General features: G+C 65.8%; 15 protein-coding genes. 3 read left to right on the top strand and 12 right to left on the bottom strand.

The genetic code is table 11. The annotated features are described in order from the left end of the window. Nucleotides 1-19 precede the first annotated feature (19 nt). Nucleotides 20-862, top strand: a complete 843-nt coding sequence (locus ACQPYR_RS08665; RefSeq protein WP_433629713.1) for a hypothetical protein — start codon at nucleotides 20-22, stop codon at nucleotides 860-862. Nucleotides 863-877: 15 nt separating this feature from the next. On the opposite strand, the gene ACQPYR_RS08660 is transcribed toward ACQPYR_RS08665, so the two are convergent. The 7 genes from ACQPYR_RS08660 to ACQPYR_RS08630 all read right to left on the bottom strand — a co-directional run bounded on the left by ACQPYR_RS08660 (nucleotide 878) and on the right by ACQPYR_RS08630 (nucleotide 9,961). Continuing rightward, nucleotides 878-1,984 (bottom strand): SCO2521 family protein, encoded by a 1,107-nt coding sequence (locus tag ACQPYR_RS08660; protein WP_433629711.1) that lies wholly within the window; start codon nucleotides 1,982-1,984, stop codon nucleotides 878-880. 1 nt (nucleotide 1,985) lies between these two features. After that, nucleotides 1,986-3,002 carry an SCO2522 family protein gene (locus ACQPYR_RS08655; protein WP_433629709.1) on the bottom strand — a complete coding sequence of 339 codons (1,017 nt, stop codon included), beginning with the start codon at nucleotides 3,000-3,002 and terminating at the stop codon, nucleotides 1,986-1,988. A gap of 47 nt (nucleotides 3,003-3,049) precedes the next feature. Then, a complete protein-coding gene (locus tag ACQPYR_RS08650; protein WP_433629706.1) occupies nucleotides 3,050-3,961 on the bottom strand; it encodes an SCO2523 family variant P-loop protein in 912 nt (303 codons plus the stop codon). 3 nt (nucleotides 3,962-3,964) lie between these two features. Next, nucleotides 3,965-5,809, bottom strand: a complete 1,845-nt coding sequence (locus tag ACQPYR_RS08645; protein ID WP_433629704.1) for an SCO2524 family protein — start codon at nucleotides 5,807-5,809, stop codon at nucleotides 3,965-3,967. A 294-nt stretch (nucleotides 5,810-6,103) separates the two neighbouring features. Continuing rightward, on the bottom strand, nucleotides 6,104-6,955 hold the full coding sequence (locus tag ACQPYR_RS08640) for a TIGR02569 family protein (protein WP_433629701.1): 852 nt from the start codon (nucleotides 6,953-6,955) through the stop codon (nucleotides 6,104-6,106). A gap of 382 nt (nucleotides 6,956-7,337) precedes the next feature. Beyond that, nucleotides 7,338-8,522, bottom strand: a complete 1,185-nt coding sequence (gene moeZ, locus ACQPYR_RS08635; RefSeq protein WP_387299143.1) for an adenylyltransferase/sulfurtransferase MoeZ — start codon at nucleotides 8,520-8,522, stop codon at nucleotides 7,338-7,340. 314 nt (nucleotides 8,523-8,836) lie between these two features. Then, nucleotides 8,837-9,961, bottom strand: a complete 1,125-nt coding sequence (locus ACQPYR_RS08630) for a DUF3152 domain-containing protein (RefSeq protein WP_433629697.1) — start codon at nucleotides 9,959-9,961, stop codon at nucleotides 8,837-8,839. Nucleotides 9,962-10,280: 319 nt separating this feature from the next. Here ACQPYR_RS08630 and ACQPYR_RS08625 point away from each other — a divergent pair, with 319 nt between their 5' ends. Beyond that, on the top strand, nucleotides 10,281-10,946 hold the full coding sequence (locus ACQPYR_RS08625) for a TetR/AcrR family transcriptional regulator (RefSeq protein ID WP_433629694.1): 666 nt from the start codon (nucleotides 10,281-10,283) through the stop codon (nucleotides 10,944-10,946). 74 nt (nucleotides 10,947-11,020) lie between these two features. Here ACQPYR_RS08625 and ACQPYR_RS08620 read toward each other — a convergent pair whose 3' ends face one another. Both ACQPYR_RS08620 and ACQPYR_RS08615 read right to left on the bottom strand, forming a co-directional pair. Further along, entirely contained in the window at nucleotides 11,021-11,248 is a 228-nt protein-coding gene (locus ACQPYR_RS08620) for a DUF3107 domain-containing protein (RefSeq protein WP_433603372.1), read from the bottom strand. Nucleotides 11,249-11,350: 102 nt separating this feature from the next. Next, nucleotides 11,351-11,893 carry a YceI family protein gene (locus tag ACQPYR_RS08615; protein ID WP_063041154.1) on the bottom strand — a complete coding sequence of 181 codons (543 nt, stop codon included), beginning with the start codon at nucleotides 11,891-11,893 and terminating at the stop codon, nucleotides 11,351-11,353. Nucleotides 11,894-11,995: 102 nt separating this feature from the next. On the opposite strand from ACQPYR_RS08615, the gene ACQPYR_RS08610 reads away from it, so the two are divergent. Then, entirely contained in the window at nucleotides 11,996-12,826 is an 831-nt protein-coding gene (locus ACQPYR_RS08610) for a helix-turn-helix transcriptional regulator (protein ID WP_433629691.1), read from the top strand. On the opposite strand, the gene ACQPYR_RS08605 is transcribed toward ACQPYR_RS08610, so the two are convergent. From ACQPYR_RS08605 to ACQPYR_RS08595, 3 genes are all read right to left on the bottom strand, one after another. Further along, on the bottom strand, nucleotides 12,827-13,519 hold the full coding sequence (locus tag ACQPYR_RS08605) for a ferritin-like fold-containing protein (RefSeq protein WP_433629688.1): 693 nt from the start codon (nucleotides 13,517-13,519) through the stop codon (nucleotides 12,827-12,829). Between the two features lie 91 nt (nucleotides 13,520-13,610). Next, entirely contained in the window at nucleotides 13,611-14,666 is a 1,056-nt protein-coding gene (locus ACQPYR_RS08600; protein WP_433629686.1) for an alpha/beta fold hydrolase, read from the bottom strand. Nucleotides 14,667-14,736: 70 nt separating this feature from the next. After that, nucleotides 14,737-15,594, bottom strand: coding sequence for an SCO6745 family protein (locus ACQPYR_RS08595; RefSeq protein ID WP_433629683.1), 858 nt, complete (start codon nucleotides 15,592-15,594; stop codon nucleotides 14,737-14,739). Nucleotides 15,595-15,685: the final 91 nt, after the last annotated feature.

Raw genomic sequence — 15,685 nt, 5'->3', positions numbered from 1 at the left:
GCACCCGGGGGAACACACGATGACCGAATACGCGGGCCTATCCCAACTCTCACCTGTGGTCAATTCGATGACCATGCTGATAGATCGCCATGCCGACCGATACGCGGGCGAGATCACCGAATACCTCCAACAGGCCGAGGGCGGGTCCGAACAGCCGCTTCTCGACTCCTTGAACACCCATGTCGAGACATTGGAGCTGGACTACGACCCGGTGAAGATCTCCCAGCCCGGCGACAGCCTGGTCTTCTCCCATATCTACACCGCGGCACAGGAACCCGTCACGGACGCCGACGGCCGATTACGCGCATTGACGGCTCTGCTCGCCGCAGAGGTCGAATTCCGTGGACCACGACGGCTGAGCCGCACCCAGAACACCCGGATCGCCGAAATCTATGAGCAGCTCGGCCGCGCGCTGATCGCGGCCGAGCTGCCCCAGCATGCCGTACTGGCCTTCAAACGCGCGGTGGGACTGCACCGCGTGGAGGAGGACTTCGAGGCACAGGACCGCTGCGGACACGCCTTGGCGCAGGCCCGCTGCCGCGCCGTCTATCCGGTCTGGAAGCGGATCCCGCACTGGACCCTGGAAGTGCTGTGCGGCTATGGTTTTCGGCCGTTCCGGCTGCTCTGCTGGATCGCCGCCGTACTGCTCATCGGCACCGTCGTGCTGTGGGCCACCGACGGCCAGCCCATCCCGACCGCGCTGCACATGTGCCTGATCAACTATCTGAATCCACTCGGCCTCGGCGATCTCGAGGACATCAGGGGCTCCGGACGGACACTGCTGGTCATCGAGGCCTATGCCGGACTCGTACTCAATTCGCTGTTCTTCGCACTGCTGGTCCGGCGATGGTTCCGGATCTGATCGGCACCGCGCAGGCTAATCCGCGCTGTAGTCCTCGGTGCCGATCCTGGTGTGCCGCACCGCATCCAGTGTCGCCACCAGCACCCGATTGTGCAGCTGATCGATCAACGCCCGCCGTCCCGCGGAGAAATCCGGATCGGTGTTCAGCTGCGTCCACAGCCCACGCAGCGCCGGCGGCGTATGCGCGCCAGGCACCCACAGATGTGCCAGGTGATGCAATACCGGTGCGAGCACCGCCACCGACTCCGCACTGCCCGGCGGGTACAGATCGGACTGCTCGAGCGCCGCGGTGGTGACCGACAGCAGCCAATCGTGCACCGCGAGATCCTCACAGAACCGCTGCACATCGGCCAGTTCCGCCTCGGTGCGCACGGAGATCAACGCGGTGCGGACCGTATCGTTCTGCAACCGGAACCACACCACCGGCTGCGCCGGATCACCGATCCGCGCCGCCCAGCGCAGCCTGGTCGTTCCCGATTGCACCGGCGTGTTCTGATCGAGGCGGTGATCCATCCGAATGCGGCCGAGCAGCCGATTGGCGATCGACGCGAGATCGAGGGTGCCCACCGGCGGCGGGCCCGCGGCCAGGAAGCCCTCGGCCAGCCGGACACCGGTTTCGGCGGTGACCTTGGTGATCACCTCGGACACCCCGACCTGGCTCAGATAGTGCGACCACGTCCGGCGCTGATCGCCTGCGGCGCGCACGACTCTGGTCTGTGCCGAACTCTGCAGCACCCGTCCGCCGACCACGACCGCATGCGTTGCCACCGTGCCGATCGCCCGCACATCGGGATGCGAAGGGGCGGCCAACCGGCAATCGACGCCCTCGGCGGTAGTCGGCGAAACCGCGAGCGACATCGGCCGCTCCCGCCACAGCATCGGACGGCCCGGCACCAGCTCGAGCAGTTGCTCGAGATCACCGCGCGGCAGCGGCGCCGCCGCGGGCAGCAGGCAGGTGTCCACTTCACCGAACACGATCAGGGGGCCTGTGGGTGTCCTGGTCTGTGCCGCACCCGCGCGCACCAGCAGGCGCACGGCTCGGCCACGACGCAGCTGCCTGAGATGCGGCGTCGAGCGGGCCGTGCGCATCCGGCGCGCCGCCGAATCGTTCGGTTCGTTCACGTCAGGATCCGTCCAGCAGGAAATGGGTGAGGCGTTCGGTCACCTTGCGCGATACGTAGATACCCTCCTCGTCGCCCCTGGCGACGATCTGATCCACCACTTCGTCGTCGAGTTGGATGTGATCGAGTATTACCCGCACCGCGTGCTCGATACCCAGATATCGCTGCGGCAGCAGCGAAAGTGACCGATATGCGGCAAAAGGTTTGGCCCGCGGATTCAGCTGGACCACCGCGGGCATCTCCCACCAACTGCTCGGCCACGCCATACCCGCCTCCCACGGCTGCGGCTCGACCACCGGCATACCGTCGAAGCGCAGCATGCCCAGACGCAGCAACTGCCAGATGGAGGCCAGATAAGGGCAGGACCATTTGGTGAAGACTTCCTTGCGCCCGTTCACCTTTCGGGTCTGTTTGCTCCACATTTCGACATCGAGGAAAATCGAATGCTCGCGCCGCCCGAACTCCTCGGCCGGTTCGTACGGTTCGTCGTGCATGGCCTGCTCCGAGGGATCATCGGAGGCGCGTCGACCATTGCACAGCCAGCCGGATTCCGCGGTGGGCGGTCTGCGTCCGTTCGCGCCCTCGGGCGGTTCGGCCACGATGCGGGCGCGGACCAACTCGGCCAGCTCGATACGCGGCGCGCTCGCCGCGCCGTATTCGGCGGCCGGAACCTCCCAGCAGCCCGCCTCGCGCGCCAAATAGTCGATGCTCAGACCACATTCGTCGGCATTGCGCAGCAATTTGTCGAGTATTTCGCCGGGATTGGTGTCGGACCGGAAATAGTCGTCGACCAGAAAGCAGGTGCTCACCCTGGCGCGCGGACCGAATTCGATTTTCGCGGCCTCGGTGAAAGCCGTGACCAGCGGTACGATCCGACGAAACTGCGTGCGAATCTTCTCCTCGCCATTGGCCAGATCGTGCATATAGAAATGTCCGACCTCGATCGAAACATGGGACAGCGGCACCTTGGCGACGCGCGGGTGCTCGGTGGCCTCGCTGTAGCCTGCGGCATGCTCCATGTGCTCGAAATCCCTTTCCTCCGATGGTGTTCTCGAGTTCGGTCGATTCAGATCCGGCGCCAGGTCGCGGGATCGAGCACGCGATCGGCGAGCGTGTCGAAGGCCTCGACGGTTGCCTTGTTGGCAATTTCCTTCTGCACGTCGATGTCCAGAATCAGCTGTTCGCGCCATTGCAATACCGGCTCGACCGGAGTCTCGCCGAGCATCGCGCTCGCACCGACCTTGTTCGTCGATGCCAGCCGTTTCAACATGGAGTCCTGCTGGTGCAACCAAGCCGCCTGCGGACCAGGAGATTCGGTCGCATCGTTCAATTGCGGCACCGCGGTCCGCACGTACCTGATGTTGTCCAGCAGCACCTCGGGATCGTGGCCCGCGCCCGCACCGCAATCGAGGATCCCGTACTGTCCGCGCACCAGACCGTGTGCGGCGATGATGTGCTGACGGGTCCAGCGATGAAATACCAACCAACGCACCGTTCGCGCGGCCAGCTGCGGCAAAGCCGTTGCCTTGAGCGCGATTTCCATCGCCACCGAGCGTCCCGCGCTGAGATCGACAATGCATACGTCGAAGTCCTGATCGAGTTCGAGCAGCAACTGGGCGCAATTGTCGAGGGTGCGGTCATCGATCTTGGTGAACTCCGCGCCACCGGCATCGCCGGGCAACAGGAACAGCTTGCCGGTGCGCGTGCGCATCTTGCGTAATTCGCGACGATCGGTATTGTCCCGCACGTCGATTCGAGTGGCGACGCCGCGACCGAGCAAATAGGAATGCAGGCCGTCGCCACCGGTGATTCCGCGCTCCACACCGCTGATCTCGAAAAGCGCACCCGCGGTAGGGGAACCGAAATCGAAATCCAGATAGGCGACCCGCTTACCCCGCACACACATCCGATAGGCGAGATTGCAGCTGGTCACCGAGCGGCCGGTGCCGCCCTTGTCGGAGGTTGCGAACACGATCATGCGCTAGGGGTTCCTTGTCGCATCGCGGCGGGCGGCGGCCAGTCGGTCGAGTTCACGCAGCGCGTCGAGGGCGTGCACGAAAGTGGTCGCGGAATCCTCGCGCACCAAACGCCTGGCCTGATCGATATGGTCCTCCACGCGATCGAGCGCGGCCCGATTGCCCGAGGTGTCATCGATGCTCACACCGAGCATCTCCTGATCGAACCGATGCTCGGCGGTATTCAGCATGACCCGCGCGACGTCCTGCAGATCCGGCCAGTTGGGCGGCGGTTCACGGTAGGTGCGGTCCGCGGCCACCAGACATTCGACGACGCGTTCGGTCATGTACCAGGACGGCCTGGTGACCTCGGCATCGCCGTTCTCCCCGAACGCGCCCGCCGGATCGTCCCACAGTCCGGGCGCACCGGCCCGAAGCATGCGCCGATCCAGATGCTCCATCACCGATTTGGCCAATTCCATCAGCTTGTCGCGGGCCGCGACATTGTTGGACAGCCTGGCCGCCTGCAACATTCGCTTGAGCAGCACCGCTGAGAAGTCCGAAACCTCCCACTGCAGTGTCGGTCCGTCCTCGACGCCCTCACTGCCGCGCAGGGTCAGTCGCACGCCGGGAGTGTGCAGCGCGACCGCGGGGTCCTCGCGCATGGTCCGGCGAATGATCCGGCCCCGGCCGGCCAATTCGTCGAAAATGGCCACGGCCCTTGTCAAGTCGTCATCTGAGGCGGTGCGCGCGACCAGATCCTGGATCAGTACCGCGGATACGATGAGACTGAAGTAGTCCGACTGCTCGCCGTCGGAGGTGCGCCACGGAATATCCTCCAGCGGCCAACTGCCCGAGCCGAACCGCGCGACCGTCGACCAGTAGCGCTGGGTCAACTCCCAGCGGGTACGCAGGGCCTGGGCCAGCCGGTGCTGTTTCTCGTCGAGCAGACCGAGCTCACCGGTGCGCGGGGAGACCAGGTCGTTGATGCCGTCCAACGCGACGACGGTGAAATAGAGATATGGGCGCGGATCGGCGATGCCCTTCTCACTCGCGATCTGCGCCTCGACGAAGTCGACCTCGGTGGCGTCGCGCACCACACCCCAACTCCACCCGCATTCGAACAGCAGGTTCTCGTCCTCGAGTTCCTTGACCGATTCCTCCTGGCCCAGGGTGACGTCACTGCGCAACCGCGCCCGCACCCGTTCCAGACTGCGCCGCACACCGTCGACCATGGCCTGCTCGGGCTCGCCGGTCTGGTTCAGCATCCCCAGAATCGCCTGTCCCTCAGGGGATTTCGGCTTGACGGTATTGACGACGAAGCTGCGGACCAGTCCGGTCATCGCGGCGGTGAGCCGCGCACTGAGCTGCCCGGAGAGGATATCGATCCGCTGTGTCAGTTCCCCTGGTCGCGCCCAACCGCGGAAGGCGCGCAGGAAGCGCAGGCCTGCCATACAGACGGTCAGCGACATGGAGTACGAGTCGACGACCTCGATACCACGCTGCGCCGTATTGGGTTCGCGCTCATCGGCGGAGCGCAGATAGCTGCCCGCGGAGAAGTTCGGCTGTCCGTCGTTACGGGTGTTCTGCTCGATGTAGTGCTCGAGCAGCCAGACCACGAAGCTGCCGATCTGCTTCGGACCGCCGAGCGGTTCGAGGACCGAACTGACGTCGTCCTCCATGCGATCCGGATTGTCCAGTGCGAAGATATCGATCTCGGTGGCCGGATACAGCAGGCAGAGCAACTGTTCGGAATCGCTGATAGAGTTGGCGTCCATCCGACCGCCCCAGCGCCAGTCCCTGCCATCCCAGCACGCGGCGAGCATGGCGCGCCATACATCCAGAATCTGTTGCCTCGGTTGGATTCTCACCTGCTGCCGTCCTCACCCCAAGTCGCAGGCGCGCCGCTCCTCACCGCGTCCACGAACGTCAAATTAGCACGGGCACAACGCTTACGCTGCTCCACGAGGGTCCGATCCGGTTCCATTCCGGCATCATCTGAACCGGTCGCGGGGCCGTTCGAGCACGGGCAACCACACAGCATTCGGTGGCCCGAAAAGCGAATAAAACGACGCCGCCTGATGGCGGTTGTCCGAGCATAGAGCAACCGATGCAGCGCACGGCGCAGATCGGGTAACCGGGAGATCGCGCGGTCGGGACGAAACTCAGAGCATCAGGCGAACCATGTCGGCGGTCCGCGCCAATCCGGGAAACGCCTCGGGAGTCGAGCGGGGGTGTAGCGCATGTACAGCAAGCCGAAACATGACCGCTCGCAACAACATCTGCGGCCACTCGGGTAGATCGGACCAGCGGTCGAGCAGGCCGTCGTCGGCGCCGCCCCAGGCGAGTGCGTCGACGACGATGACACCGGCGGCCCACGGCGCCGGACGCCAGTACGGGGTGATATCGGTGAGGCCGGGGGTGAAGACGCCGGCGAAAAGTACCGTGCCGAACAGGTCTCCGTGCACCAGTTGCGCGGGTGTTCGGATCGGTTTGCGGAGTGTGGCGAGTTGGCCGATCAGTTCCATGCTGCGTTGACCGTCGGGGGATGTTGCCGGGGTGATGCCACCGGCGCGCAGACTTCGCAGCGGGACCGCCTCCCAGGCGGCGCGGTCGGCGGCGACGAAGACGTCGACATCGACCCAGGGGGCGACCGGCGGCTGGACCAGGAACCGTGGTCGTTCGAGCTCCGCCGTGGCCTTGTGTAGTCGCAACGAAACCGAGACGACCTCGTCGTAACGTGGCTCGGGCACACCCTCCAGGTAGGTATCCGCGCGCCAACCGGACACCACGTAGCGGCCGTCGGTGGCACGCACGGGGCGGGCCAGGCGTAGGCCGTCCACCTTCAGGGTTTCGCGGACCTTCGCCGACCACGCCGCCCTGGCATGATCGGCGATCGGGCTGAGCACCACATCACCGAGCCGCCAGCCACCGTCCCAGTCTCCCAGCGAAACCGGGGTCACTTCGCGCAGACCGAACGTGGCTCGCACGTGCTCGGGGGGTTCCACAGAAGTCACGGCCGTACGGTACCTGTGTTGAATTTGGCACGCCTGCGGCGCGCCGTGTGCTCTATCGTTGGCCGCGCCTTCGGCGCGGCGTGTTCGCGGCCCCCTGGTGTCTCGCGTCCGAGCCGTCGAGACTCGCGACTGCGTCGCATGCGCTTCGACGACTCGGACGCGAGACGGGCCGCGAACGGGTCGCTCGTAAGACTCGCTCCGTGGTGGTCGGTGATAGCGGATCGTTCGGCACCGATGTGTACGCGCCGGACGGTCGAGGCCCCTACCTCCAGCGCATGCGCTTCGACGACACGGACGCGAGAAAGGCCGCCAACTCCCCGCTCGCAAGACTCGCTCCGTGGTGGTTGCGCCGCGAAGCAACCTCTCGGCACGAGTACCCGGTCTAGTAGACCGGCAGTGACTTGTCGACCTGATTCGCCCAAGCGACGATGCCGCCCTGCACGTGCGAAGCGTCGGCGAAACCGGCGTTCTTCAGGACCGCGAGCACCTCCGCCGAGCGGATGCCGGTCTTGCAGTGCAAGACGATCGGACGGTTCTGCGGCAGATCCGACAGCGCCTCACCGGAGAGGAACCGATCCTTCGGGATGAGCTTGGCGCCCTCGATGTGCACGATGTCCCATTCGACGGGTTCGCGTACGTCGATGAGCTCGATTTCCTTGCCCGCGTCCAGCAGCTCCTTGAGCTCGCGCGCGGTAATCGTCGAACCCGCGGCCGCGGCCTGGCCCTCCTCGGACACCACACCGCAGAACGCCTCGTAGTCGATCAGTTCGGTGATCGGCTGACGCTCCGGATCGCGGCGCAGCTTGATGGTCCGGTAGTTCATATCCAGTGCGTCGTAGACCATGAGACGGCCGAGCAGCGGTTCGCCGATGCCGGTGATCAGCTTGATCGCCTCGGTCACCATGATCGAACCGATGGAGGCGCACAGCACGCCGAGGACACCGCCCTCGGCGCAGGAGGGCACCATGCCGGGCGGCGGGGCCTCCGGGTAGAGATCGCGGTAGTTGATGCCGCGGCCGTCCGGTGCGTCCTCCCAGAAGACCGACACCTGGCCCTCGAAGCGGTAGATGGAGCCCCAGACATAAGGCTTGCCCGCCAGCACCGCGGCGTCGTTGACCAGGTAGCGGGTGGCGAAGTTGTCGGTGCCGTCGACGATCAGGTCGTACTCGGCGAACAGCTCGACGGCGTTCTCCGGCTCCAAGCGGATCTTGTGCAGCCGGACCTCGATGCCGGAGTTGATCTCGAGGATGGAATCGCGCGCGCTGTCGGCCTTCGGGCGGCCGATGTCGGATTCGCCGTGGATGATCTGGCGCTGCAGGTTGGAAGCGTCGACCTCGTCGAATTCGACGATGCCGAGCGTGCCGACACCGGCGGCCGCCAGATACAGCAGCGCGGGAGAGCCGAGCCCGCCGGCGCCGATTACCAGCACCTTGGCGTTCTTCAGCCGTTTCTGCCCGTCCACACCCAGGTCCGGGATGATCAGATGACGGCTATAGCGGGCGATCTCGTCCTTGGTCAGCTCCGCGGCCGGTTCGACCAGCGGCGGCAGGGACTTCGGTGATGACACGTCCAGGGCTCCTCGAATCAATTGGCCGATCGCACTGTGGTGGCTCAGCGCCTTATTACTCAACACCGACAATCGGGCCGTTCTTCCCGACCATGCTCTCGCACCACCAACCCGACCCCCTGAGCGGGTATACCCAGGCGCCGACCTGCACACTCACTCGACAACGACGCAGCGAGCCTTACGAGCGAGGAGTTCGCGGCCCGTCTCGCGTCCGAGCCGTCGAAGCGCATGCGACGAAGTCGCGAGTCTCGACGGCTCGGACGCGAGACACCAGGGGGCCGCGAACACGCAGCGCCGAAGGCGCTGCCAATATCTCAGCCGCGGGGATAGGGCCAGGGATTGAAGCGGCAGCGCTTACCGTCCATCGGGACCACACCGTCGGGATCGAGGGCGGCGATGTCGTTGTTCTTGGTGCCGAAGGTCTGCTGCATCATCACCGGCGCGAGCCCGCCGTCGGTCTCGCACGGCTGATGCTGGTGGTAGCCGATGGCATGGCCGACCTCGTGGTTGACCTGGTATTGCCGATAGGAACCGATATCGCCCTCGAAGGCCAGCGCACCGCGCACCCAGCGCACCTCCGAAAGGACCACTCGCCGCAGATCGGCATTGAAGCAGGAGGAGTCGATCGGAATGTCGAAACCGCAGGCCTTGCGCGCGGATTCGCGGGAAGCGAGCGAAATGCGGAAGTCCGGTTCGCCGTGATCGATGCGCCGGAAGGCGAATTTGGTGTCGTGCGCCCAACTCTTGGGATTGCCGAGGGTGCTGTCGACCAGCTTGGCCACGGATTCGTCCCCGCCGAATCCGGAAGTGTCCACGCCGTCCTCGATTTCGACGGTGTACTTGAACTGGAATTCCGATCCGGTGCCCACCTGCGCGGTGGTCCCCGGCACCAGATGCCATGTGCCCGTACCGGTTTCGGTGAACGGTCCGCCGTCGGGCAGCGCGCCGGTCGGCAGATTCGTCGGGAAGTGGCCGTCGCCGGGCGGTGCGCCGATGATTCCCGCGGATGCCGCGCGCGGGCTCAATCGTCCGAATCCCGGTGCCCCGCCTGCCATATTGGCCGGATCGGTGCCCCCGCGCACCGCGTCCACGATCACCAGCACCGTCACCACGAAAAGTACGGGAAGTGCGTAAGCACGCCAACCATAGGTCCGGATGAAACGACCGACCGCGCTCTGTTTCTTGGTGTCACGCTCGGGTCTCGGTGCGCGGGAACGACTCTCATCGGGTGCGGTGGGATCCCAGCGGGCCCGCAGCGGTTGATAGGAACGGTCGACCATTGGTTCGCGTAAGCCGAGCGGGTCATAGACCTCGACACCATTCTCATCCTGCGGTGGCGAACCGGATCTCCATTCGATCTCACCCTCGGCGCCGTCTCGGGCAGCGACACCGTTTCGGGTGGCTGCCCCCGTACGCACCTCGGGGCCTGGCCTTTCCACAGAGCCCGAGACTACGGAACCGGACGCGGTGGAGCCAGCCCGGCGATACGCACTGCGTCCGGCGCCGGAGGGTCTTTCCGGTCGGTCGGTCACGTCAACCAGCGTCTCACAGGGCGCAATACCCCTCACCCAGCAGTTCTCCACGCCTGATGCCGACCCTTTCGAGCGACCTGCGAGCAGTCGCCAGCGGTGCGATATATCTCACCGAGTGGACTGCATCTGCGGCCCCGATCGGCAGACGAGATACAAACGGGTATCGTTCATGGGATACCCGGTGTACACCCCAATTTGCCGGGGCATCGACTGGGAGAGCCGAAAAATGACTGACCTCGTGGACCGGATGACGTCCCGCAAAGCGTCCTCCGATGCCATGGCGCCGACCAAGCGCGGTACCCGGCTTCCGCGCGACGAGCGTCGTCAACAGCTACTCGCGGCCGCCAGTGAGGTGTTCGTCCAGCGCGGCTACCACGCCGCGGGTATGGACGAGATCTCACAGTGCGCAGGAGTGAGCAAGCCGGTGCTCTATCAGCACTTCGCCAGCAAGCTCGAGCTCTACTTGGCGGTGCTGCAGAACTACGTCGACATGCTGGTGTCGAGTGTGCGCCAGGCGCTGCGTTCGACCACCGACAACCGGCAGCGCGTGCGCGCCGCGGTACAGGCCTACTTCGATTTCGTCGACAACGAAATGCAGGGCTTCCGACTGGTTTTCGAATCCGATCTGATCAGCGAGCCGCAGGTGCAGCGCCGGGTCGAGCAGGCCACCGAGGCCTGCGTGGACGCGGTCTTCGACCTGGTCGCCCACGATTCCGGTCTGGATCCCTACCGGGCCAGGATCCTCGCGGTCGGACTGGTCGGCACCAGCCAGTTCACCGCACGGTACTGGCTCGAGGCGGATCGGCCGATTCCGAAGGAAGAGGCGGTCGACACGACCGTCGCGCTGGCATGGGGCGGTCTGTCGCACGTTCCGCTGCATCCGATCCACTGATCGAGCATCGAGGCAGCAGAGCCCCCACACTCGCCCGAGTGCGGGGGCTCTCGTCTGTTGCGTCGCGGTTCGGCTCAGACCGCCGCGAAGCCGACGCGACCGCCGGTGGCGGCGCCGATCTCGACGTAGGCGACCTTCGAGGCCTGGATCAGGAACTTGCGGCCCTTCTCGTCGGTGAGCGCGACGACGCCGCCCTCGCCGCCCAGCGCACCGGACACCAGCGCCTCGACCTCGTCCGGGGTCTGCCCGCTGTTGATGACGAGTTCGCGCGGGCTATCCGAAATACCGATCTTGACCTCCACGGCCAACCTCCGAACCTAGAGTCCTGTGTGCTGTCGAATTCAAGGCTAATGCAGCACCCCGTAGCCGGTAGCACGCCCGCCTGCGCTCAGAGCGAAAAAATGCTACTTGGGCTCGATGAGCTGGATTTCCAGCTCGACCTTGACGGTGTCGCTGAGCATGCCGGGCAGCGGGCCGCCGACGCCGAAGTCGGTGCGCTTGATGGTGCCGCTCGCGGAGAAGCCGGCATGCCGGTCGCCGGTTCCGGCGAATACCTGGACGCCGCCCCACTCGACATCGAGGGTGACCGGCTTGGTGATCCCGCCGAGCGTGGCCTCGCCCTCGACCTCGAACGATTCGGTGATCTGAACAGGCTCGACGGCACGGAAGCTCAGGGTGGGGCGGTTGGCGACATCGAGGAAGTCGGCGGTGCGGACGTGGTTGTCACGATCGGCGTTGCCGGTGTCGAAGGAGTCGAGGTAGATGGTGGCGCCGAGGGTGGCGAAACCGTTGTCGTCGACGACGAACTCGGTCTCGAACTTGTTGAAGCGGCCGCGGACCTTGGAGATGCCGAGGTGGCGGATGGTGAACTCGACCTGGGAATGCATCGCGTCCAGGGCCCAGGAGCCCGGGGTGAGCGTGGTGGTGGATTCAGCGGAAGATGTCATGCCATAAACCATGACCGGACCGTGGTCCGCTAGCCAGACCGCCGTTATCCTGGACCCGTCAGGGCGCGGATAACCATCCCAGGACGGGGCACGATGAAACGTATGGCAGCCAATCCCTTCGCGGAATACCTCATCGCCCGCCGCGCCCAATTGCGGCCGGCGGATGTGGGACTTTCCGAGGGCGGTCGCCGCCGTACGCCGGGACTGCGCCGCGAAGAGGTCGCGGTGCGCGCCGGGGTGAGCGCCGACTATCTGGCCCGGCTCGAGCAGGGCCGCGATACCAATCCGTCGCCCGCGGTCATCGACGCGCTCGCGCAGGCGCTGCTGATCGAGGGTAAGGACCGCCACCACTTCGGTTGGCTCGCCGTCACTTCGAGTAACGAATCCCGCTGTCCCACCACCGAATCCGTCGAAGAGCAGCCGACGCCCGCGATCGAGACCATCCTGCGCGCACTGCATCCCACCCCGGCCTTCGTGATCGGGCGGCGGCTCAATGTGCTCGGCTGGAATCCGGCCTGGGAGAACATCGCGAAACCCGTTGGGTTGCTCGACAATCCAGAGGTCGTGAATCTGGCCTGGTTCACCTTCGCGCATTCGCGCGCCAAGCAGGTGCTGCGAAACTGGGACGAGGTGGCCGATATCTTCTCGGCCGTACTGCGCCGCGCGACGATCCGCTGGCCGGGCGAGCATCGGCTGCTCGAGCTGATCGACGCGCTGCTCGCCTATCCGGAGTTCGAAAGCCGTTGGCAGCCACAGCATATCGACGACCTGGTCTCGGGCACGATGCGGTTCGACCACCCGGAGTACGGCCATATCGATATCCGGTTCGAGGCACTGAACGCCGATAAGGATCAGTGCATCGTCGTCTGGCTCACCGACCAGGCGCAGGCGCAATCACCCGGCCTGCGACTGGTCCGCGCGGTCAACGAGTAATCAGATTCCCAGGACGGCCATGCGTTCGGCGTGGCTGGCCTGCATGCGCTCGAACAGCGCGGCAATGCCGTTGAGGTCACCGGTCGCGGCGAGCACCAGCTCGGTGAGTTCGTCGCGCTGAGCCATCACGTACTGCGCCTGGGTGATCGCCTCACCGAGCAGTCGCCGACCCCACAGCGTCAGCCGGTCACGCTCGGAGCGGCTCGTCGCGACCGCGCGGCGCACCTCCTCCACCACGAATTCGGAGTGGCTGGTCTCGGCGAGTACATCCCGGACCACGGCGGCAACCTCGGGAGACAGCGCACCGGCGATCTCGGTGTAGAAGTCGGCGGCGATGCCGTCACCGACATAGAACTTCACCATCGACTCGAGCCAGGTGGAGGGATCGGTGGAGTCGTGGTACGCGTCCAGTGCGCGCACGAACGGCGCCATCGCGTCGAAGATATCCACACCGCGCTGGGCCAGCGCGGACTCCAGGGTTTCGAAGTGCCGCATCTCGGCGGCGGCCATCTTCGCGACGGCAACCTTGCCACGCAGCGTCGGCGACAGCTTGGCCTCCTCGGCCAGCCGGTAGAACGCGGAGATCTCACCATAGGCGAGCACCGCGAACAGGTCGTTCACGCCCGTATCGTCGGCGGAAATGAACGAGCCGGACAACGAAACCCCTACCGCTGCAGGTGACTGTGCTCCCATGTCGACACAGCCTAGTCCCGGTCTGTTACGTGACACCGTCATCCCGTTACATGTCGCCGTCATCCCGACGAACATCGGGAGCGTCGTTTGTTCAGGACAGCTCGGACAGGAACTTGTCGAGATAGGTCCAGGTGGTGTCGCGCGCGGTTTCGCCGGTGAGGATGCCGAGGTGGCTGCCGGGTGCGGTTTCGTAGCGAACGAACTGCGCGCCGGTGAGGATGCGCTGCCCGGCGGCCACCGCGGCGGCGGGGGTGATGACATCGGCGGGTCCGCCGACCAGCAGTACCGGGGCGGTCACGTCGGCCAATTCGATGCGGCGCTTGCCGAGTTTCACGACACCGCGGCCGATGTCGTTGTTCAAGATCAGGCGGCCCCACAGCTGGCCGTAGAAGCGACCCGGATAGCCGGGCATCTCGGACATGAATCGGTCGATGGACTCCATCTTGGCCAGGGTTTCGGTGCGCGCGATATTGCTCGCGACGAACCAGGGGCGGGTGAGTTCGCGGTCCCATGCGGTGACCTTGTAGGCGATTCGGGTCAGCGTGGCCGGAATGCCGCCCGCTGCGCGCACCGCGGTCGAGGTGGCGATGCCGCCGGTCAGCTTGGCCACCGCGCGCACCTGCGGAATGCCGGTCATCTTGTCGTAGTCCAGCGGCGAGCCGACCGCCGTGATGGAGCGGATCGGCAGTTCGGGGTGGGCGGCCGCGCTCAGCAGTGCGAGGGTGCCGCCGATGGACCAGCCGACCAGATCGACCGGACGGCCGTCGCGATCGGCGCAGGTGCGCAGGATCGACTCGGGCAGGATCTCGTCGATCCAGGTCTCGAAGCCCATCCGCCGGTCGGCGAAGCTGATCTCGCCGTAGTCGACGACGTAGGGCGCCCGGCCCGTCTCCAGCAGGAATCGGGCCAGGCTCTGATCCGGACGCAGATCGAAGCAGCTCGCGGGTGCGGCCAGCGGCGGCACCAGCAGCACCGCCGAATCCGTTGCGGCAGCGGCGGATCCGGTACCCTCGAAGCGACGCAGCTGCCGATGCGGTTCGTCCCACAGCACCGTCGACGGGGCGGGATCCGGCGCCTCGACGCCCTGGCCGAAGGTCAGCGCCCAGGCGTTGCGCGCCGCGATGGTGACGGTGTCGGTGAAACTCACCTCGAGAATGTCTCACATCCCGTTACCGGCGGTAACAGGCAGCTCCGATTTGTGAGCAATCGGGCACCGCTCAACCCCGCCTCATGCCGATCGGATTGAGCGGCGGCACCACGCTCTCCTGAACACGCTTCGTCAACGGTTCGAGCAAGTAGGTCAGCTCGGCGATGGCGTCCTGCGAGAGCGCCGCCAGTGCGCCGTTCCACGCAGCCTCGTCGGTGTCGGCCTCCACTCGTTCGAGCAATTCGGCGCCGGAGCCGGTCAACTCCGGACTGATCGGCTCCCCCACGATCAAACCCCTGGCACGCAACTCGTCGGCGATATCGGACCATTCCCGCTCCGGCCAGCCGCGCGCGGGCCGCATCACCGATTCGGGCGACTTACCGGCCGCCACCTGCAGCACCAGCGCCTGCGACCCGGACAGACCGTGGGCGACCAGGGCCGCCACATGTCCGTCGCCGCGATGTTCGCGCAGCGTGGTCGTGAGCTGCCACAGCGCGGCCACGGGATCGGCCGACAGCGCCAATTCCGCATTCGCCGCATACAACGGGCGGCCGGTCGGATCGGCCGTGCGCGCCACCGGTTCGAGCAATTGGGCGGCACGGGCGCAATCGGCGTCACCCGCTCCGGCCCCGCGCAACAATCCGACCGAAAAGGCGAGCCGGGCCTGCAGACATGCCTCCGGCGTCGCACGGGCCCAGGCATCCGGCACCGCCTTGGCCACCATGTCCGGATGGAATCCGGCGAAGGTCGCCAGTACCGCGCCCGCGCCCACCGCCCCGAGTGGCGCGGCTCGGAACGCGAAGTAGGTCTGCCAGAATCCGCGCAGTCCGAGCGCAACTCCGGCCTGCTTGACGCCCGCGCCGAAATACACGACATCGTGGATGGGTTCGAGAGTGTGCCAGATTCGACGCGCCAGATGAATTGCCATGTCGCGCAGCGTACGTCGACGGTCAACGCAAGGAAACCGCGCATTTTGTCCGGAATTACCGACCATTTCGAGCGACCTGCAAGCAGTCGCT

Origin of the sequence: Nocardia sp. CA-120079 (assembly GCF_050955745.1) — a bacterium.
Lineage (GTDB): Bacteria > Actinomycetota > Actinomycetes > Mycobacteriales > Mycobacteriaceae > Nocardia.
The sequence above is the reverse complement of the archived record's forward strand: the minus strand, read 5'-3'. Positions and strand labels throughout refer to the sequence as shown.

Bases quoted from the DNA above. Each gene is read 5' to 3' on its own strand.
- ACQPYR_RS08605 (WP_433629688.1), bottom strand. From the start codon at position 13,519: ATGGGAGCACAGTCACCTGCAGCGGTAGGGGTTTCGTTGTCCGGCTCG.
- ACQPYR_RS08595 (WP_433629683.1), bottom strand. From the start codon at position 15,594: ATGGCAATTCATCTGGCGCGTCGAATCTGGCACACTCTCGAACCCATC.
- ACQPYR_RS08655 (WP_433629709.1), bottom strand. From the start codon at position 3,002: ATGGAGCATGCCGCAGGCTACAGCGAGGCCACCGAGCACCCGCGCGTC.
- ACQPYR_RS08615 (WP_063041154.1), bottom strand. From the start codon at position 11,893: ATGACATCTTCCGCTGAATCCACCACCACGCTCACCCCGGGCTCCTGG.
- ACQPYR_RS08625 (WP_433629694.1), top strand. From the start codon at position 10,281: ATGACTGACCTCGTGGACCGGATGACGTCCCGCAAAGCGTCCTCCGAT.
- ACQPYR_RS08650 (WP_433629706.1), bottom strand. From the start codon at position 3,961: ATGATCGTGTTCGCAACCTCCGACAAGGGCGGCACCGGCCGCTCGGTG.
- ACQPYR_RS08665 (WP_433629713.1), top strand. From the start codon at position 20: ATGACCGAATACGCGGGCCTATCCCAACTCTCACCTGTGGTCAATTCG.
- ACQPYR_RS08610 (WP_433629691.1), top strand. From the start codon at position 11,996: ATGGCAGCCAATCCCTTCGCGGAATACCTCATCGCCCGCCGCGCCCAA.